This is a genomic window from Algoriphagus algorifonticola (genome assembly GCF_007655305.1).
Taxonomy (GTDB): domain Bacteria; phylum Bacteroidota; class Bacteroidia; order Cytophagales; family Cyclobacteriaceae; genus Algoriphagus; species Algoriphagus algorifonticola.
In genome coordinates this window covers 55272-73833 of record NZ_VLOG01000064.1, presented here as the reverse complement: position 1 = coordinate 73833, position 18562 = coordinate 55272, and the positions used below count along the sequence as shown (strand labels likewise).

17 protein-coding genes are annotated in these 18562 nt (G+C 39.9%); 11 read left to right on the top strand and 6 right to left on the bottom strand.

Going from position 1 to position 18562, the window contains the following annotated elements; genetic code table 11:
• Positions 1-125 precede the first annotated feature (125 nt).
• Both FL972_RS17930 and FL972_RS17925 read left to right on the top strand, forming a co-directional pair.
• Complete coding sequence (locus FL972_RS17930; RefSeq protein WP_144607364.1) at positions 126-1361, top strand: sensor histidine kinase; 1236 nt, start codon at positions 126-128, stop codon at positions 1359-1361.
• A 172-nt stretch (positions 1362-1533) separates the two neighbouring features.
• Positions 1534-3114, top strand: coding sequence for a peptide chain release factor 3 (locus FL972_RS17925; RefSeq protein WP_144607363.1), 1581 nt, complete (start codon positions 1534-1536; stop codon positions 3112-3114).
• 62 nt (positions 3115-3176) lie between these two features.
• Here the strand turns inward: FL972_RS17925 and FL972_RS17920 are convergent, their stop codons facing one another.
• Positions 3177-5069 carry a TonB-dependent receptor plug domain-containing protein gene (locus FL972_RS17920; protein ID WP_186300147.1) on the bottom strand — a complete coding sequence of 631 codons (1893 nt, stop codon included), beginning with the start codon at positions 5067-5069 and terminating at the stop codon, positions 3177-3179.
• 110 nt (positions 5070-5179) lie between these two features.
• The gene (locus FL972_RS17915; RefSeq protein WP_144607361.1) at positions 5180-5614 is read right to left on the bottom strand and encodes an MG2 domain-containing protein; all 435 of its coding nucleotides are present in this window, start codon (positions 5612-5614) and stop codon (positions 5180-5182) included.
• Between the two features lie 727 nt (positions 5615-6341).
• On the opposite strand from FL972_RS17915, the gene FL972_RS17910 reads away from it, so the two are divergent.
• Positions 6342-7499, top strand: a complete 1158-nt coding sequence (locus FL972_RS17910) for an ATP-binding protein (protein ID WP_144607360.1) — start codon at positions 6342-6344, stop codon at positions 7497-7499.
• A gap of 224 nt (positions 7500-7723) precedes the next feature.
• Here the strand turns inward: FL972_RS17910 and FL972_RS17905 are convergent, their stop codons facing one another.
• From FL972_RS17905 to ade, 4 genes are all read right to left on the bottom strand, one after another.
• Positions 7724-8275 (bottom strand): hypothetical protein, encoded by a 552-nt coding sequence (locus FL972_RS17905; RefSeq protein WP_087937828.1) that lies wholly within the window; start codon positions 8273-8275, stop codon positions 7724-7726.
• Positions 8276-8281: 6 nt separating this feature from the next.
• The gene (locus FL972_RS17900; protein WP_144607359.1) at positions 8282-9055 is read right to left on the bottom strand and encodes a hypothetical protein; all 774 of its coding nucleotides are present in this window, start codon (positions 9053-9055) and stop codon (positions 8282-8284) included.
• Positions 9056-9180: 125 nt separating this feature from the next.
• A complete protein-coding gene (locus FL972_RS17895) occupies positions 9181-9438 on the bottom strand; it encodes a hypothetical protein (protein ID WP_144607358.1) in 258 nt (85 codons plus the stop codon).
• A gap of 134 nt (positions 9439-9572) precedes the next feature.
• The gene (gene ade / locus FL972_RS17890) at positions 9573-11201 is read right to left on the bottom strand and encodes an adenine deaminase (protein WP_144607357.1); all 1629 of its coding nucleotides are present in this window, start codon (positions 11199-11201) and stop codon (positions 9573-9575) included.
• Positions 11202-11319: 118 nt separating this feature from the next.
• On the opposite strand from ade, the gene cmk reads away from it, so the two are divergent.
• The 8 genes from cmk to FL972_RS17850 all read left to right on the top strand — a co-directional run bounded on the left by cmk (position 11320) and on the right by FL972_RS17850 (position 18547).
• Positions 11320-12027 carry a (d)CMP kinase gene (gene cmk / locus FL972_RS17885; protein WP_144607356.1) on the top strand — a complete coding sequence of 236 codons (708 nt, stop codon included), beginning with the start codon at positions 11320-11322 and terminating at the stop codon, positions 12025-12027.
• The gene (locus FL972_RS17880) at positions 12008-12904 is read left to right on the top strand and encodes a 4-hydroxy-3-methylbut-2-enyl diphosphate reductase (protein ID WP_091654958.1); all 897 of its coding nucleotides are present in this window, start codon (positions 12008-12010) and stop codon (positions 12902-12904) included. The genes cmk and FL972_RS17880 overlap by 20 nt, the downstream gene beginning before the upstream one ends.
• A 138-nt stretch (positions 12905-13042) precedes the next feature.
• The gene (locus FL972_RS17875; protein WP_144607355.1) at positions 13043-14398 is read left to right on the top strand and encodes a Na(+)-translocating NADH-quinone reductase subunit A; all 1356 of its coding nucleotides are present in this window, start codon (positions 13043-13045) and stop codon (positions 14396-14398) included.
• 5 nt (positions 14399-14403) lie between these two features.
• Complete coding sequence (locus tag FL972_RS17870) at positions 14404-15618, top strand: NADH:ubiquinone reductase (Na(+)-transporting) subunit B (RefSeq protein WP_144607354.1); 1215 nt, start codon at positions 14404-14406, stop codon at positions 15616-15618.
• A complete protein-coding gene (gene nqrC / locus FL972_RS17865; protein WP_144607353.1) occupies positions 15605-16372 on the top strand; it encodes an NADH:ubiquinone reductase (Na(+)-transporting) subunit C in 768 nt (255 codons plus the stop codon). The genes FL972_RS17870 and nqrC overlap by 14 nt, the downstream gene beginning before the upstream one ends.
• Before the next feature lie 29 nt (positions 16373-16401).
• Positions 16402-17085, top strand: a complete 684-nt coding sequence (locus FL972_RS17860; protein WP_091654954.1) for an NADH:ubiquinone reductase (Na(+)-transporting) subunit D — start codon at positions 16402-16404, stop codon at positions 17083-17085.
• A 15-nt stretch (positions 17086-17100) separates the two neighbouring features.
• Positions 17101-17712 carry an NADH:ubiquinone reductase (Na(+)-transporting) subunit E gene (gene nqrE / locus FL972_RS17855; RefSeq protein WP_091654953.1) on the top strand — a complete coding sequence of 204 codons (612 nt, stop codon included), beginning with the start codon at positions 17101-17103 and terminating at the stop codon, positions 17710-17712.
• A 208-nt stretch (positions 17713-17920) separates the two neighbouring features.
• Complete coding sequence (locus FL972_RS17850; protein WP_144607352.1) at positions 17921-18547, top strand: 3-keto-disaccharide hydrolase; 627 nt, start codon at positions 17921-17923, stop codon at positions 18545-18547.
• Positions 18548-18562: the final 15 nt, after the last annotated feature.

The following is an 18562-nucleotide window of genomic DNA, read 5'->3' as shown; positions in this document are numbered from 1 at the left end:
TCTTAGATTTAATACCTTAAATTTACTAAAATCCACTTCTTGAAGCCAACTGATAATATCTATAGCTGAGATATACTATCTATGGGATAAAGGAGTTAATAGCCTAAAAGGTCAAGTTCAATTGCATGAAAAACCGTTTCCAGGATCTTACATCCATCGACTTCTATCAAAACCGAAAACAAGTCAAATGGTTGGTTGTAATCGTTTCTTTAATTATTGGAGCCGGATCCATTTGGTACACGAACCGACTGGTGGAGGAACTCAGAGAGCGGGAAAGAAGACAGATTGAACTCCTATCCAGTGCATTGGAGTATGCTGCTTCTAATACTGACAATCTTACTTTTATCAATCAGGAAATCATTCAGCAGAACTATTCTATCCCCATAATTATGGTGGATGCCAGCGGCGAACCTATTGAGTTTCGGAATATTCGATTCAAAAAAAATGCAGATGGAGAGGATACGCTAAAGACTTTGGATGATGAATTGGAAAAAATGAAAGCCGAATATGAGCCGATCCTTCTTCGGGAGGCAGATATTCTGGTTTACTATCGCAATTCCGAATTGCTTATCAATTTGAAATATTATCCTTATGTGCAACTTGCCGTAATTTTGATTTTTGGAATGCTGGCTTATGCAATTTTTAACCAAAGTAAAATCGCAGAACAAAATCGGGTTTGGGCAGGACTGACCAAGGAAACTGCCCATCAGCTGGGAACTCCGATTGCCTCTTTGATGGCTTGGATAGATTATCTCAGAAACTCTCCTGTTTGGGAAGAAAATAAGGAGATTATTACTGAAATGGATAAGGATGTCGTGAAGTTGAGAATGGTAACGGAGCGATTTTCAAGTATTGGAAGCAAGCCTATGATTCAGGCGGAAAACCTGTATCAGGTTATAGAAGAAACGATCACCTATCTCCGGCCAAGAATTTCGACCAAAGTGGATTTAAATATTAAGGCTGACTCCAGAGATTTGGATGCCATGATGAATAAGCCGCTTTTTGAATGGGTGATAGAAAATATCTGTAAAAATGCCGTTGATGCAATGAAGGGGAAAGGAACGATCACTATTGAGCTGCTTCAAGACAGTGATAAATTTGTAATTATAGATATTACAGACAATGGGAAGGGAATGGAAAAACGACTTTTCAGAAAAGTTTTTAATCCCGGTTTTTCTACCAGACAGCGAGGATGGGGTTTAGGGTTGACTTTGGCTAAGAGGATCATAGAAAGTTACCACGGAGGTAAAATTTTTGTTAAAAGCTCAGAAGTAGGAGTTGGAACCACCTTTAGAATGGTTTTGCACAGTACTTTAGAGGGGGCAGAACAGTTTGTTACAGAGGGAATTTTGGAATATTAATCAATTTACGAATTAAGATTGATGATTTACGAAGGAATACCGGACTTCAATTCTTAAAACCCAAGTTTGAACTTTTGGAACTCAGGATTTAGGATTTTCAGCATGTCGTAAATCGAAATTCGAAAATCCTAAATCCATTTTCCTTACCTTTGCAGGCTGAAAGAAAGGACCCATGAGTTTGAATAAGGAAATCAGTAAGAGAAGAACTTTTGCCATCATTGCCCACCCGGATGCAGGGAAAACTACCTTGACCGAAAAACTTTTGCTTTTCGGTGGGGCGATCAATACAGCAGGTGCTGTCAAATCCAATAAGATTGATACCGCAACCAAGTCTGACTGGATGGAAATCGAGAAGCAAAGAGGTATTTCCGTGGCAACCTCTGTGATGGGCTTCGAATATAAAGACACCAAAATCAATTTGCTGGATACTCCTGGTCACCAGGATTTCGCAGAAGATACTTACCGAACCCTGACAGCTGTGGACTCGGTGATCATGGTGATTGACTGTGTAAAAGGGGTGGAGATTCAGACTGAAAAGCTGATGGAAGTCTGCCGGATGAGAAATACACCAGTAATTTGCTTTATCAATAAGCTGGATAGAGAAGGACGGGATCCTTATGATTTATTGGATGAGGTAGAGCAAAAGTTGAACATTCAATGCCGACCACTTTCTTGGCCGATTGGCATGGGTAAAAGTTTCAAGGGTGTCTATAATCTTTACGATAAAAAACTGAACCTTTTCACACCATCTCAGCGGAAGCTTTCCGATGACCGAACTACCTTTGAAAATTTAGAAGATTCTGAATTGGATACCTTGATTGGGCAGAATGCTGCAAATCAACTTCGGGAAGATGTGGAGTTGATTGATGGGGTATATCCGGAATTTGATCCGAAAGAGTATTTAGAGGGGAAAGTTGCCCCCGTGTTTTTTGGATCTGCTGTTAATAATTTCGGTGTGAATGAAATGCTGGATACCTTTATCAAAATCGCCCCAACTCCTAAAAGTAGAAATACAGATGTAAGAGAGGTGAAACCGGATGAATCCAAGTTTTCTGGCTTTGTTTTTAAGATTCATGCCAATATGGATCCTAATCACAGAAATAGAATTGCTTTTTTGAGAATTTGCTCCGGTAAATTTGAACGAAATAAGCCTTACAACCACGTAAGAGGTCCCAAGCCTCTTCGTTTTTCAAATGTGACTCAGTTTATGGCTCAGGATAAAGAGATCATTGATGAGGCCTTTCCTGGAGATATTGTGGGTTTGTATGATACAGGCAATCTCAAAATCGGCGACACGTTGACAGATGGGGAGAATATGGTCTTCACTGGAATTCCTAGTTTTTCTCCGGAGATCTTTAGAGAAGTGGTCAACAAAGACGCCATGAAGACAAAGCAATTGGAAAAAGGGCTGAAGCAATTGATGGAGGAAGGAGTAGCGCAGTTGTTTACCTTCGATATGGGTTCTCGAAAAGTAGTCGGTACTGTGGGGCAGCTTCAATTTGAAGTGATTCAATTCCGATTGAAAAATGAATATAATGCCACGGTCGAATTCCATCCGATGAATCTATACAAAGCCTGCTGGATCAGTAGCAAGGATAAAAAGCAATTGGATGAGTTTGTTCGATCAAAGAATAGACATATTGCTCATGATAAAGATGGGAAATTAGTTTTTATGGCCGAGTCCAAAGCCTGGCTTCAGATGGTTCAGGACAACTATCCTGAGATTGAATTCCACTTTACATCGGAGTTTTAGCATCTTCACCCCTCCAAGGACTCCAAACCCTTGGAGAGTTTCTAATTACTGACGTAAATGAATTATTTTTTTTCTACCTGATAGTGAAAATCTGAGTGTCCGGGGATTCCATTGAGGCTAAGCCCTTCGATTTTAATCCGAATAGTTGAGTTCAAATCAGCATTGAAAAAACGAACGGTAGCTTTTCCGGTAGCATCAGTTTGAATCATGGGAGCCCAAAAAATGGTTGCTCGATGGTCAGGTTTGGAATGGAGGACTTCGTCAGTGTCATATTTCGGCGCATAAAACTCCCTTTCGATTTGATAACCTTTCCTTCTTATAAAACCATGATTGTTGGCAGAATTTGACCGTGGGGTTTCATTGGATTTTTTAGTGTAGAATCCAATCACCCCATTTGCTCCACGGGCACCAAAAATTGCCGTATCAGGACCTTTCCACACCACAAAACTCTCAATCTCCTGAACCGGAAGGGTATGAAGCTGCTTTGCATCAATCGGAATATCATTGAGTAAAATTAATGGTTCAAGATTGCTATTAATGGAGTTGGCTCCCTGAATTTTGATGTCCCAATTTATCCCACTTCCGGATACTTGGACTCCTGCTACCCTTCCTTGGACTAGTTCAAGAGGATGAAATAAGTTTTCTAATTCGGATTTCCCTGCCACTTTAACCATGGTTGTGCCTCCACCATAAACTCTTGGTCCTCGGTATTCCTCTGTTTTTGTGATCCGCTTTCCTTTGACCTCCACCTCACTCAGTTCTAATTCGGAGCTCGTAAAATCAAATGCCTGATCGATTCGTTTTCTTTCCGCTGCTTTGGAAATAAACCGTTCTTCCATTTCGAAACTCCCACCTGCAAGTAATCTAGTCCCAAATCCCAATCTTGGAGACTCGTATGTATTTTCAATTTTAATGTTCACCAAAGCATTCCCATTTTTTGGTTTCCCTTTTAGGGTGAATTCTGTTGAATCAAAATAGAGCAAATCACGGAATTCGAATTGGCCACCTGTTTCCGAAATAACTGTTCGTGATTCTGCAATCGGGTATAAGGAAAGATAAGAGACAGAGCCTCCTTCCAAAGGATTATTGTTTTTGTCCAATAATCTTCCTTTCATAGAAATTCCTTTTTCCGGAGAATAGATTGGTTTTGGGAGCTCATTGTTTAAAGCTTCTCGGAAGGTAAATCTTCTCCAGCCTTGAGTCATCATCAGCAAATCCAAGGCCTCTTCCCGATCCTTGTTTTCGGGGTTGAAGTAATACCCGGGAGATTCTAGGTACCCTTTGAGCTCAGAGGACATCAATAAGTAGGAATGGATAGTTGGTTGATTTGAATCGTAGGGGATTTGGCCTTCATCCAGTGCACTCAAGGAAAGATTAGCAGGCAAAGGGACTCCATCTTTGTTTTTGGTTTCGATGCTCAAAACCACAGGTTCCCGAGGGGCGTAGCTGGATTTGTCGGTGGAAATGGAGATTTGAAGGTGATCCTGATGGTTGATGAAAATCAAGCGCTCAGCCAATGGAATTCCATTTGAGTCGAAGGCCGTCAATTGCGCAATTCCTGAGGGAAACTCCTTCTTAGGAATTCGCACAAATGCAATCCGGTTTGATAACTCTACTGTACTGGTAGCACAAATGAGTCCTCGAGTCTGAGCTACAAGATGGATGGTTGGGATTTGGGACGGTGTTGACGTTTGAACTTTGACAAGTATATCAGGAGAGGTAGGAGAGTTTGTCTCAGAAAGGACAATTCCTTCGGGCAATGCCAGGGGAAGTTCAAGTATTAAACCGGTATTTAGGATTTTCGCCTGATATACTTTGCCGGATTTGGGAAGCAATCCAAATATTCCCATACCTAGATGATTATTTTTAAAATCCCCTATCTTAATTCCATCTTCCAGAATTTCACCCTGGATTTGTCTCCCCAATCCATCTGGCCCGGTTGCCTTTACAGCCACTTTACTCAAGATTCCTTCTACCAAATTTCCTCCCTCAGGGAAAAACTGGATATCCAGATCGGAATGGGAGGGAGTCTGGGCTTGGATTGACGATTCGGGGTTTAAAATTTTTACTTCCTGGTGAAAAAATATGCTTCATCGAAATTCCGCATCCAATTCGTATAGGCTCTGAGGAGATAATTGCCGGAGGATAGGGAATCCGGTAAATCTATATGCCCAGAAGCAAAACCATCTGGAGAAAAAATGATTTCCCGTTGAATAATTCTGTTTTGAGGATCAATCAATTCGACGTAGACCGTGTGGTTAAGTGTCGAGGGGATGTGAAATGGTCCTTGAGTTAGATAGGCTTTAAACCAAATCGTTTCGCCAACAGCATAGATTTTCCGGTCGTTATGGAGATAGAGTTTTTCCTCAGGCAGCTCGTCAAGGTATTTTTGGAAGGTTGTAATTATCCGCAGTACAGGGTCATTGGTGAAAGCAAATAAAAAAAAGAGTATTACAAATAGAAGATACCAGCATGTAGATCTTTTGAAAAAATTAATCATAATTATTGAGTTATAAGAAAGGTTGGGCTTTATAAGCTAAATAAAACCCAACCGAAAATAATCGTTTAGTATGATTGTCAAGTATCACACTCAAAGTCCATATAAACCTTGATTACATTAGAACAAGATTGACTGCCTGTACTCCAATAAAGATTTCCACATCCATCGTAATATTCTGTTCTGGAGCAAGCATCCTGGGCTATAGATACTTTACATGGAATAAGGAATGTTAATACTGATATCAACGAAACAGTTAAAATATAGGTTGACTTCATTTTTTTAAAATTTAAGTTTGAAAATTGATTTTTGTTTTGGGAATGCCTAGAATTTCCCGGATTTGATCTATGGCCAAAAAAGATCAATAGCAATATAGGAGGTGCAAAAAAAAATAATTGGATAAAATATTTTAAAGTTTTAATCACAAATCAAAAAACAGATCACATAAAGCGAATTTCAGTTCGTAAGGCAGGCACTAGTCTAAATCCTGGCTTCAGTTGGTACAGGACAATTATCCCGAGATTGAGTTTCACTTTACTTCGGAGTTTTAGAAAAATACTCCACCAGGTTTTGAAAAACTGAAGGGTTGGGTTTTTAACAATTGGTAGTCTTGATTACCCAGGATCGAGATTAATAGAATGTTGCTTTCGGAAAATCGGTATGAAGAGTCTTTTCTTAGAAAACTGGAAAAATTCGGAATCTAATTCCGAATTTTTCCATATTTTTAGCCATGATTTATCGTAAAGCTTCTGAAAAACTACTGGAACTGGCCACTTATTTTAAGGTGGTTGCCGTCGTCGGCCCCCGTCAGTCCGGTAAGACGACACTTGTTCGTTCGATTTTCCCTCAAAAGCCTTACATTTCATTAGAAGACCCTGATCGGAGAAGGTATGCAATAGAAGATCCCCGTGGCTTTTTGGGAGATTTTCCAGAGGGTGCTATTCTTGATGAAGTACAACGAACCCCTGAACTATTCTCATATCTCCAAGGGATTGTTGATGAGAAACCTATCACGGGTCAATTTATATTGACTGGTTCCAATAACTTTCTTTTACAGCAATCGATCACCCAGAGTTTGGCAGGAAGGGTGGGTTATTTGCAGTTGCTCCCATTTCAATTAGTAGAAATTTATTCAAAAGAACATGAGGTGCCGGATGAGGATTCTCTCATGTTAAAAGGGGGGTTTCCCCCGATTTATCAGCCCGGAATTCCCACTTACCATTGGTTCCCTAATTATTTAAGAACCTATATTGAACGAGATGTTCGTCAAGTGAAAAACATTTCCGATTTGATCGTTTTCGAAAGATTCATCCGACTGCTGGCTGGGCGAGTGGGCCAAGAGTTGAATCTGACATCCTTGGGGAATGAAGTTGGAGTAGATAGCAAAACCATACAATCTTGGATTGGAATTCTAGAGAGTAGTTTTTTGATTTATTTGTTGCGTCCCCATTTTCAAAATTTCAATAAAATTATCGTCAAACGACCAAAGATCTATTTTCTGGATACTGGCTTGGTGAGCTTTTTACTGGGGATTGAGCGTAAAGAACAGTTAAAAACGCACCCACTGAGAGGTGCACTTTTTGAAAATCTAATCGTGACCGAATTAATCAAGCAGCGAACGCATCAAGCGCAAGAAATCAATTTGTTTTTCTGGAGGGATAAGACCGGGCATGAGATTGATGTGCTGATCGATGAAGGTGTGGACTTGATTCCCGTCGAAATCAAATCTGGAAAAACCATTAATTCGGATTACTTCAAAAACCTGAAATTTTGGATGAAACTCAGCGGACAAAAAAAAGGGATGGTTTTGTATTGTGGAGATCAATCTCAATCCCGAAGTGATGGATTTAAGGTACTAAACTGGAAAGGATATTTCTACAGTGATTAAGAAACTGGGTCTTTATGGCCGAGTCAAAAGCCTGGCTTCAGATGGTGATGGACAATTATTCTGAGATAGAGTTTCATTTTACAACTGGACAATAGTCTTGATAAAGAATTGAGACTGTCTCAATGGTTCTTTCTAGAGCCTCAAATTTTTGCAGATACTAGGCCAAATCTTACAGAGGGGCTGTAAAAAGATATGGGCAGGCTCTTTTTATATTTGCCTATAACTTACTTTAGAATTACCATTTCGTCCCCTTCAGTAAAATGAAAAACTTCGAAAAAGTATTCGAAAATGAAATATCCATCCTCTTTTTCATAAGTTCCCATCGGTAGTCCCCAATCCACCCTGTTTTGAAATAGCAAATGGTGGGGAAGATAGTGGTATCCTAAATAGGTTTCTTTTACACGCTGGATCACTTCGATAAGAGTGAAATCGAATTTTCTCTCCCTTGAGCTTGAACTGATTGTGTACCTTGTGTTATTGGAGGAAAACCCAAAATGTATTTTCTTGAAAAAGCAGGTAAATATTGGGGCTTCTAAATGAATGTAAAGATAGAAACCTGTTTCCTTGTTAGGAATTACCTTTGGTATAAAGAGTGCATTGCTTGGAGATTGAATATAGGAATAATCCGATAAGCCATCATTTTGAAAAAACTCCAATATTTTTTCCCATTTGGGATTTCCAGCTCCTTCAATTAGAAGGTTAATTTTTTTTTCAGTTAAAGGACCCCATCGATTTTTGAACTCTTCATTGAGTTTTTTTAGCATTTCTATTTCCATGATCTATTAGAGACAGAGGTAATTTGCAGTATTAATTGTGACCTGACCAAAACATGGACCGTAGGAAAAGCCTGCTGAATTTCCTGGCAATCCAAAGGAATTTTTAAGGGTATTGAATTTTTGATCAAACTTGTTTTTGAACTGAATATAAATATTAGCGGCATTTATTGTTCCATTATTCAAACCCTGTTGAATTTCTAGGGTAGTACTATTGAATGCCTCGTTAATAATGGTGGATGCTGAAACAGAGCTAGCTAAGTTAGCCGAGAAATTAAAGCACATCGGACCAAGCTCAACAGGAATTACCTCACCTTGAAATAATGACATTTTTATAGCAGTCATGCCTAAATTACGTATTTCTGTGGTCAATGAATTACCAATACTGGTAAAAGAATATGTCCCACATATTTTAGAGTCGTCTTCTGGACTGAAACCACCACCACCACCTTGAGGTGGCTCTTCAAGGCAAGCATCCGTAGTGTTTTCATCGCAGCTACTGCCTGTGCAGGTAGTGTATAAATACTCTTCGCCTATAACTTCACCATTATAGGAGTACACATAATACCAATCTATACAATTAAGTGTAAGTAATCTTTGATTATTTGTGGTAGGTTGTTTTTCATAGGTTATGGAAACATCGTATCCATTGTTTTGTAAGCTAACTTGCTTTTTAAAATTTAAATCCGACCATATGTAAATAGCCTGTTCATTATTCTGATTTCCATTGAAATATCCTCGAATTAAACTTTTTTCGTTGCTCTCTAAATATTCTAAATCCAAACCTATTAGTTCAAGTATTCCAGCAATCTCAACCTCACCTCTACTATCAAATTTAAAAACGATCCTTCTTAAATATGCTTTGTCACCAAAAAATGTATTAAGCTTTCTAGTTGCAGGTACTGATACTAAATTTGAGCTGTCAATATGAATAAGCGATTGCCACTGGGGATAAATGGTGGTAAATTCTGAGGTAGTTCTGAAATTTTTTTTGAGTCAAGTATCCAATTTTCGTAGTATTGGAACGCTTTTTTACCAAGCTCTTCTTCAGGAATAGTAAAATTATTTTGTGGATTGTAGCTAGTGGTTTCTAAGCAGCCATTGAGAATAATTACCCCGAGTATCATTATAAGGGATTTTATAAAAAAAAGCGGTTGATTTTTCATATTAACTAGATGTTTTAAAAAATCCCTTTGTGTAGGCGGATTCTATTTCCTAATCAATTGGCCAATATATCACTAGCAATATAGGAGGTGCAAAAAAAAACAAACTAATTGGATAAAATATTTTAAAGTTTTAATCACAAATCAAAAAACAGATCACAAAAAGCGAATTTCTGTCCATTAAATAATCCCTTATCACTCAGTTTCAAATCAGGAATAACTAGCAAAGCCATAAAGCTCAACGTCATAAAAGGTGAGTTTAAGGTCGAACCCATTTCTTTGGCAAGTCGATCGATTCGAGTGTAGGCTGCTGCTACCTCAAAGCCATCCGTGGCTGACATAATTCCCCCGACAGGAAGTGGAAGGATTTCTTCATGATCTTCAGAAACAGCCGATACCCCTCCTTTAGCTTCTATAATTAAATTCACTGCCTTGCAAATCGATTCGTCATCCACTCCTACTGCAATAATGTTGTGCGAATCATGCCCTACGGAAGAAGCGATAGCGCCTGCCTTTAAACCAAAGTTTTTGATAAATGCCACAGCAGGAGGAGCATCTTCGTAGCGGTTGACCACAGTAATTTTCAAGATGTCCTTTTCCAGATTGGATTCTGCCAAGCCCTCGCGAAGTATGATTTCTCCTGATATCTCTGGAGTGATCAACTGTCCATCAAGTGCTTCAATGACTCTAACCTTGTTCCCAGAAGCAGGGATTTGAAAGTCCTTCGGCTTTTTGAGAGAGGTATGGAAATTATTGATCAACTCATTTTTGATGCTTGGAATCAGCGTCTTTCCGTTTTCAGCGACTTTTTGTCCTTGTATATAGGTGGCGAGCACTTCAAATTTCTCCAGATCCTTCACTAGGATAAAATCTGCTGGGTCTCTGGCTCTGAGTTGCCCTACATTCAATGAATAATGTTGGATGGGATTAATGCAGGCTGCCCGAAGTACATCAAATACGTCCTTTCCTTTGGAGACTGCACGTGCAGCTAATTCATTAATATGAGAAATGGCCAAATTATCTGGATGCTTGTCGTCTGAGCAAAACATGATCATCTCTGGATAATCATCTATCAAGTCGATGAGGGCTTCAAAGTTTTTGGCTGCGGATCCTTCTCTGATCGAAATTTTCATTCCGAGTTTTATTTTCCCCAAAGCCTCTTCGTAGGTAAAGCATTCATGGTCCGTACTTGGTCCTGCTTTCACATATTTTTCGGCTAACTCTCCCTTGAGTCCAGGAGCATGCCCATCTATTGGCTTTCCATATTTTTGGGAAATCCTGATTTTTTCCATGACCAAATGATCCTGATTGACTGTGCCCGGCCAATTCATCATTTCTGCCAGATAATGAATTTCCGGTCTGCTCATCAGGGTTTCTATATCCGATGCATCAATTTCTCCACCAGCTGTCTCAAAAGGCGTAGCAGGTACACAGGAAGGAGCGCCAAAATAGAATTTGAATGGAACCTGTTTACCACTCTCAATCATATATTCTACTCCCGCCATCCCACAGACATTGGCAATCTCATGAGGATCGGAGATAGTTGCCACTGTGCCGTGAGTAACGGCTAATCTGGCAAACTCCGACGGGACCAGCATAGATGATTCCACATGTACGTGAGCATCAATAAATCCTGGCATCAGGTAGGGTATATCTCCTCTTGCGAATGTGGGCTGGATGGAAGCAATTTCTCCTTTTAAAACTTCGAGCTCTACTGGATAAATTCTCCTTTGATGGATGTCTACATATCTGGCTATAATAATCATGAAATCTGAATTAAATCAATAAAATAAAAATGGGGAAAATCCTCTCCCAAAAATTCGTTTGGATTAAAACTACTATATTTGCGACGGAATTAAAAAGGAGCGAAAGCTGGATTTTTGAATGGGTAAAATTGTCATCGCCATAGATGGGTATTCGGGTTGTGGTAAAAGCTCTACAGCTAAGGCAGTTGCCAAAGAATTGGGCTATACCTACATTGATTCGGGTGCCATGTATCGGGCAGCTACGCTATATTTCTTGGACAATTATCTTGCCCCATCCAACCCTCAGGATGTTTCAAAAGGATTGAAATCACTTGAAATCGAATTTCATCCGAATCCTGATACAGGAAAACAAGAAACCTATTTGAATGGAGTCAACGTAGAATCTAAAATACGTAGCATGCGCGTTTCCGAAAAGGTTAGCGAGATAGCTAAAATCAAGGAAATCAGAAAGGAACTGGTAGCGCAACAGCAACGTTTAGGTAAATCAAAAGGTGTGGTGATGGATGGAAGGGATATAGGTTCTGTAGTATTTCCTGATGCTGAATTAAAAATATTTATGACGGCAGATTTGGAGACTAGAGCTTACAGAAGGCAACAAGAAATGCTGGAAAAAGGCGATATGATTGACCTGGATGATATTCAGCAAAATCTAGCCGAAAGAGATAGAATAGATTCTTCCAGAAGTGAAAGTCCTCTGATCCAAGTGGAGGATGCCGTCGAAATAGACACCAGTAATCTCAGCTTTGTGGAGCAAGTTGCACAGATTGTGTATTTGGCCAAGCAAAAAATTAATCCTAGAGAAGATTATGCAAGTAACCATCGATAAGAATTCAGGCTATTGCTTTGGAGTAGAATTTGCCATCAAAATGGCAGAGGATGAAATGGAGCAATCAGAAAAACTCTATTGCCTGGGAGATATCGTTCATAATGATATGGAGGTCAAGCGTCTCGCTGAAAAGGGCCTAGTGGTGATAGATAGAGATCAATTGTCTGAATTGAGTGATTGCAAAGTATTGATCCGTGCCCACGGTGAACCCCCGGAGACTTATAAAACTGCCATAGAAAACAACATAGAGCTGATTGATGCATCTTGTCCTGTAGTCCTAAAATTGCAGCATCGTGTCAAAACCGCCTTTGATAAAATGGAGCGGGAGAATGGCCAAATTGTAATTTATGGAAAAAAAGGACATGCAGAAGTGATTGGCTTGACTGGTCAAACCTTGGAAAAGGCCATCGTTGTGATGGAAGATGCAGATTTGGAGAAAATCGATTTTAATAAGCCGGTTACACTTTTCAGTCAGACCACAAAAAGTACCAAAGGCTTTTATGAGCTTTCTCAAAAAATTGAAGAGAGAATTAAAGCGGCCAAAGGTGAATTGACAGAAGTGGATTTCAATGCAAATGATTCAATCTGTCGACAGGTTTCTAACCGAGAGCCTCAGCTTCAGCGATTTGCGCAAGAAAATGATGTGATTTTATTTGTTTCCGGTAAAAAAAGCTCAAATGGTAAAGCACTTTACCAAGTTTGTTTGAGTGAAAATCCCAGAAGTTATTTCATAGAAAACGAAACAGAAATGGATCCAGACTGGTTTCAGCCAACAGATAAAGTTGGAATCTGCGGAGCCACTTCTACTCCCATGTGGCTGATGGAGCAAGTTAAAAGCCACTTGGAATCTATGGAAGAGAATGCATTGCTAGCTTAAACCATAAATCTACCTTTTGGAATCAAAGGGAAACTTTCTATAAGAAATTCAAAGATAAACTTCCAGATACTCTATAAATAAAGAGGTTATTTATTAGATTTGGGGCGTTTTTCAAAAGCTCATAGTTCAAAAACAGATATGTCTAAAATAGTGAAGCTTAAGAAAGGTTTTGACATCAACCTGGCAGGAAAGGCTAAGCAAGAGCTGGCTGATTTTGCTCCCGCTCAAACCTTCGCAATTAAGCCGACAGACTTTATTGGTCTTCAAAGACCAAAAGTACTTGTCAATGAGGGAGATGCAGTGAAGGCTGGTACTCCAATCCTGTTCGATAAGGCCTTGGACCAAGTCATGTACGTGGCGCCGGTATCAGGTGAAATCGTTGAAGTCAAAAGGGGTGAAAAGCGAAAGCTACTCGAAATCAAAATTTTGGCGGATAAAGAAAACTCTTTTGAAGATCTGGGTAAAATCAACCTAGCCTCTATCGATAGAGAATCTCTAGTCCAAAAACTAACCCAAAGCGGAGTTTGGCCAAATTTGATTCAGCGTCCATTTGGAGTTGTAGCTAATCCGGCAGATACTCCAAAGGCTATTTTCATTTCTGCTTTTGATACGCATCCATTGGCTCCTGATTTGGGATTCACCCTTCAAGGTGAAGATTCCTATTTTCAGGCAGGTTTGGACGCTTTGGCGAAATTGACTGATGGAAAAATTCACCTCAATGTGGATGGCTCTAAGTCAATTCCTTCGATTTTCTCACAGGCTAAAGGTGTTCAGATCAATCAATTCTCCGGTCCACATCCTGCAGGCAATGTGGGTGTGCAGATTCATCACCTAGACCCTATCAACAAGGGTGAAATTGCTTGGACTATTTCTCCGGCAGGGGTAATACAGATCGGTAAATTGATAGTGAATGGTGTATTTGATGCTTCTAAAGTCATCGCTATCACTGGTTCAGAATTGACTAAAACTGCCTACGTGAAAACAAAGGCTGGAGCTTGTGTGTCCACTTTTGTAAAAGGAAATTTGAACAGTGGGCATGTTAGAGTGATCTCTGGCAATGTATTGACAGGAGAGAAAATCTCAATGGAAGGTTATTTAGGTTTCTATCACAACCAGATCACTGTAATCCCTGAAGGAGATTACTATGAGTTTTTAGGTTGGGCGAAGCCTACTACCGAAAAGCTAAGCTATCACAGAGCTTTAGGCTTACTTTCCTTCCTAAAACCAAACAAAGAATATGTACTTGACTCTAATGCTAGAGGAGAGGAAAGAGCATTTGTTCAAACCGGTGTGTTTGAATCAGTAACTCCGATGGATATTCTTCCAGTTTATTTATTGAAAGCCATCATGGCAGAAGATTTTGATGAAATGGAAGAATTGGGAATCTATGAGATCGTAGAAGAGGATTTGGCACTTTGTGAATTTGTCGATGTGTCCAAGCATCCTGTGCAGGAGTTGGTAAGAAAAGGTATAGAATTAATCCAATACAGTTAATCCATATGAAGTTTCTAAGAGATTTAATGGACAAGCAGAAGCCTCTTTTTGAAAAAGGGGGCAAGCTTGAAAGTTTATATTACGCATTTGAGGCGGGTGAGACCTTTCTTTTCTCACCAAATCATACCACAGGAATCAAAGGTGCCCAAGTAAAGGATGCCATTGACCTGAAGCGAATGATGATCACTGTAGTGGTGGCTATGATTCCTTGCTTGTTGTTTGGTATTTACAACGTTGGGCATCAAAGTTTGTTGGCCACTGGTGAAACAGCAGGTTTGTGGGAAAATTTCGGAGATAAAGCCCTAATCGGTTTGCAATTGGTTCTTCCAATCATTATTGTAGCTTATGCTGCCGGTGGTTTGGTGGAGGCTACATTTGCTGTGATTAGAAAGCACCCTATCAACGAAGGCTTCCTGGTGACGGGTATGTTAATTCCGTTGGTTGTTCCTGCTTCTACCCCACTATGGCAAGTTGCCTTGGCTACAGTCTTCGCCGTAGTTATTGCAAAAGAAGTTTTTGGAGGTACGGGGATGAATATCCTGAACGTGGCTATGACAGCAAGAGCATTCTTATACTTTGCTTATCCTGCACAGATTTCAGGTGACCAAGTCTGGACTTATTTAGGAGATAAGGCAGCTGTCGACGGTTTCTCAGGAGCAACTGCCTTGGCTGTTGCTTATAATGCCGGAGTAGATGGTGTTCCTGTGACTGAAGCTCTAGCGAGTCACAACACTGCACTAGGTTCAGATATGTTCAGCTTCGCTAACATGTTTATGGGATGGATTCCTGGTTCAATCGGGGAGACTTCCACATTGATGGCATTGGTTGGAGCTTTGATTTTGATCGGTACAGGAGTAGCAAGCTGGAAGATTATTGTTTCCGGATTCGCAGGAGCATACATCATGGGATTCGTCATGAATCTTTTTGCTGTAAATGAATACATGGCAATGCCTCCTCAATATCACTGGGTGATGGGAGGATTAGCATTTGGTATCGTATTTATGGCAACTGACCCTGTTTCAGCATCACAGACAGAAACCGGTAAATGGATTTATGGATTATTGATAGGTTTCTTGACAGTGATCATTCGAGTTACAAACCCAGCCTATCCAGAGGGTATCATGCTAGCCGTTCTATTTATGAACGTTTTCGCTCCTCTGATCGACTATTATGTAGTAAAAGCAAACAAAACAAGGAGGTTACAACGTGCAACAGTCTAACGCTTATATCATCACATTCTCGGTCATTCTGACCGTAGTTCTTGGCTTGCTTCTTTCAGGTACTTCCCAGGTTTTGGGTCCTATGCAAAGAGAAGCTGAAGCTTTGGATAAAAAGAAGCAGATTCTGGGGGCAGTTATCCCAGGAGAAGAGATCGACGCTATGTCACCAGAAGAAGTAAATGCCTTCTATACCAATAGAATTTCTTCCACCGTGGTGGATATCAATGGACAGGAAGTAAAAGAGCAGGGTGGGGTAGCCGTATCTGCGGAAACGGTTGACATTGCTAAGAATTATAAAAAGCCTGCTGACCAACGTCTTTATCCTGTTTTCATTTTCCATAAAGAAGGAGATTCAGAAGCTGTGGAATCTTATATTTTCCCATTATATGGAGCTGGATTATGGGATGCCATCTGGGGATATTTGGCCTTAGATACAGATATGAATACTGTAGGTGGTATTACCATGGCTCACGCTGGTGAAACTCCAGGTTTAGGGGCTAGAATTACCGAACCTGGGGTGCAGGAAAGATATGTAGGAAAAGAAATTTTCAATGAATCTGGGGAATTGGTAGCCGTTTCCATGCAAAAAGGAGAAGGCAAAGACTATTCTGACAATCCTCACCAAGTAGATGGCATGTCAGGAGCAACTATTACCGGCAACGGAGTAAATACCATGTTGCAAAATTACCTAGGTCATTATAAAGCCTATATAGAATCTAAGAAAGGTTCTAAGGCGATGGCTGCTGCATTTTAATCATTATTCAACTCAAGAATTTTATACTAATGAGTGCTGAAACTGTAGAAAAAGCGATTGAGAAAAAGCCTTCAGAGGCTCTTCTTTCCAAGCGCCGCAAAAAATTAATAAGTGATCCTTTGGTAGATGATAACCCAATCACCATTCAGGTATTGGGAATCTGTTCTGCTTTGGCGGTGACTACTCAAATGAAGCCAACTTTGGTAATGGCGATTTCGGTAATTTTCGTAGTAGTAATGGCCAACTTGACCATTTCACTATTAAGAAACACCATTCCTAGTCGAGTACGTATCATCGTTCAGTTGGCCGTTGTAGCTACCTTGGTAACGCTTGTTTCTGAAATTTTGAGAGCTTTCGCTTACGATATGTATAAAGAGCTTTCTGTATTCGTAGGTTTGATTATTACCAACTGCATCGTAATGGGTCGTTTGGAAGCGTTTGCTTTGGGTAACAAGCCTTACGATTCTATTTTGGATGGCTTTGGGTCTGCTTTAGGATACTCTTGGATTATTTTGACAGTAGCTTTCTTCAGAGAGCTTTGGGGATCAGGTTCTGTATTCGGAATTCCGGTTTTCGATTATGTGTCAGGAATCTTTGGAGATGACTTCTCTTTAGCTACCAATGGTCTGATGGTATCTCCTGTTGGAGCTTTCATCATCCTAGGTTTGATCATTTGGGTACAGCGTACCAAAACAGGTTATGTTGAACACTAAAATCCGATAGAAGAAATGGAATTATTTAATTTAGGAATTCGGTCGATCTTTATCGACAACATGGTTTTCGCTTACTTCCTCGGAATGTGTTCTTTCTTGGCCGTTTCCAAAAAAGTAAGTACAGCGCTAGGCTTGGGTGCAGCAGTTATTTTCGTTTTGACTGTGACTGTCCCTGTCAACTGGCTTTTGAATGAATTTGTATTGAAAGAAGGAGCTTTGACTTGGGTGAATGCTGAGTTGGCTTCTATTGACTTGACTTTCCTTCGATTTATCATGTTTATCGCGATCATCGCTGCGATGGTTCAGTTGGTAGAAATGGTGGTAGAAAAGTTCGCTCCAGCATTGTATGGTGCATTGGGTATCTTCTTGCCTTTGATTGCTGTAAACTGTGCGATCTTGGGTGGTTCCCTTTTCATGGCACAAAGAGATTATACCTTGGCTGAATCAGCTGTTTACGGTTTCGGTTCTGGTACAGGTTTCTTCCTTGCAATTGTTGCTTTGGCAGCGATTAGAGAGAAGTTAAAGTATTCTCATGTACCAAACGGTTTGAAAGGCTTGGGAATTACCATGCTTCTAACTGGTTTGATGGGGATAGCTTTCATGTCTTTCATGGGAATAGACTTATAAAATCATCAAATTGATAAGAAAAGGCTCTGGAGAAATTCAGAGCCTTTTTTGTTTTTTCAGCGGTTTGGAGAGCTGCTGATTGTGATCGTATATTCATACATCAAACCTAAATTGTATCCCTATGAAATGCCCATTAGGAAAAATCTCACACAGGGGGATTATTTTCCTGGGCATTCCATCTGACCTCTAAAAAACAATTTATAAACAGATGAAAAAACTAAACTTATTTTTAACCTTTCTGCTCATTTGCTCTTTATCATTTGCTCAATCGACAGAATGGATTGAATTATTCAACGGGAAGAATCTGGATGGATGGGAAGTATCTGAAAATCCGAATTCCTTTCAAGTAATGGACGGCGTAATTAAAGTGGATGGACCCAGAGCACATGCTTTTTATGTGGGACCGGTGGGAGATCATGAATTTGAGAATTTTGAATTGATGGTAGAGGTGAAAACAATGCCTAAAGCCAATTCAGGAATTTTTATCCATACTGCTTACCAAGAAAAAGGTTGGCCTGAAAAAGGATATGAAGTGCAAGTCAATCAATCACATTCTGACTGGAGAAAATCAGGAAGCCTTTATTCTTTCAATGATGTAAGAGAAGTCTATGTAAATGATGGCGAATGGTATACTTACCACATTATAGTCAAAGGAGATCAGGCTACTGTCAAAATCAATGATCAGGTAGTAATGGAATATGATGAGTCTGAGGATGCCGACAGGCCTGCCAACGCTGGAGAGAAGAAGTTTGATAAGGGAACCATTGCTTTGCAAGCCCATGATCCAGAATCAGTGATTTTTTATAGAAGTGTGAAGATTAAATTGCTGGATTGATACCTTTGAGTATTC

Excerpts from the sequence above, each read along its gene's own strand:
- FL972_RS17930 (WP_144607364.1), top strand. The coding sequence starts at position 126 with ATGAAAAACCGTTTCCAGGATCTTACATCCATCGACTTCTATCAAAAC.
- FL972_RS17925 (WP_144607363.1), top strand. The coding sequence starts at position 1,534 with ATGAGTTTGAATAAGGAAATCAGTAAGAGAAGAACTTTTGCCATCATT.
- FL972_RS17915 (WP_144607361.1), bottom strand. The coding sequence starts at position 5,614 with ATGATTAATTTTTTCAAAAGATCTACATGCTGGTATCTTCTATTTGTA.
- FL972_RS17910 (WP_144607360.1), top strand. The coding sequence starts at position 6,342 with ATGATTTATCGTAAAGCTTCTGAAAAACTACTGGAACTGGCCACTTAT.
- FL972_RS17905 (WP_087937828.1), bottom strand. The coding sequence starts at position 8,275 with ATGGAAATAGAAATGCTAAAAAAACTCAATGAAGAGTTCAAAAATCGA.
- FL972_RS17895 (WP_144607358.1), bottom strand. The coding sequence starts at position 9,438 with ATGAAAAATCAACCGCTTTTTTTTATAAAATCCCTTATAATGATACTC.
- ade (WP_144607357.1), bottom strand. The coding sequence starts at position 11,201 with ATGATTATTATAGCCAGATATGTAGACATCCATCAAAGGAGAATTTAT.
- cmk (WP_144607356.1), top strand. The coding sequence starts at position 11,320 with ATGGGTAAAATTGTCATCGCCATAGATGGGTATTCGGGTTGTGGTAAA.
- FL972_RS17880 (WP_091654958.1), top strand. The coding sequence starts at position 12,008 with ATGCAAGTAACCATCGATAAGAATTCAGGCTATTGCTTTGGAGTAGAA.
- FL972_RS17875 (WP_144607355.1), top strand. The coding sequence starts at position 13,043 with ATGTCTAAAATAGTGAAGCTTAAGAAAGGTTTTGACATCAACCTGGCA.
- FL972_RS17870 (WP_144607354.1), top strand. The coding sequence starts at position 14,404 with ATGAAGTTTCTAAGAGATTTAATGGACAAGCAGAAGCCTCTTTTTGAA.
- FL972_RS17860 (WP_091654954.1), top strand. The coding sequence starts at position 16,402 with ATGAGTGCTGAAACTGTAGAAAAAGCGATTGAGAAAAAGCCTTCAGAG.
- nqrE (WP_091654953.1), top strand. The coding sequence starts at position 17,101 with ATGGAATTATTTAATTTAGGAATTCGGTCGATCTTTATCGACAACATG.
- FL972_RS17850 (WP_144607352.1), top strand. The coding sequence starts at position 17,921 with ATGAAAAAACTAAACTTATTTTTAACCTTTCTGCTCATTTGCTCTTTA.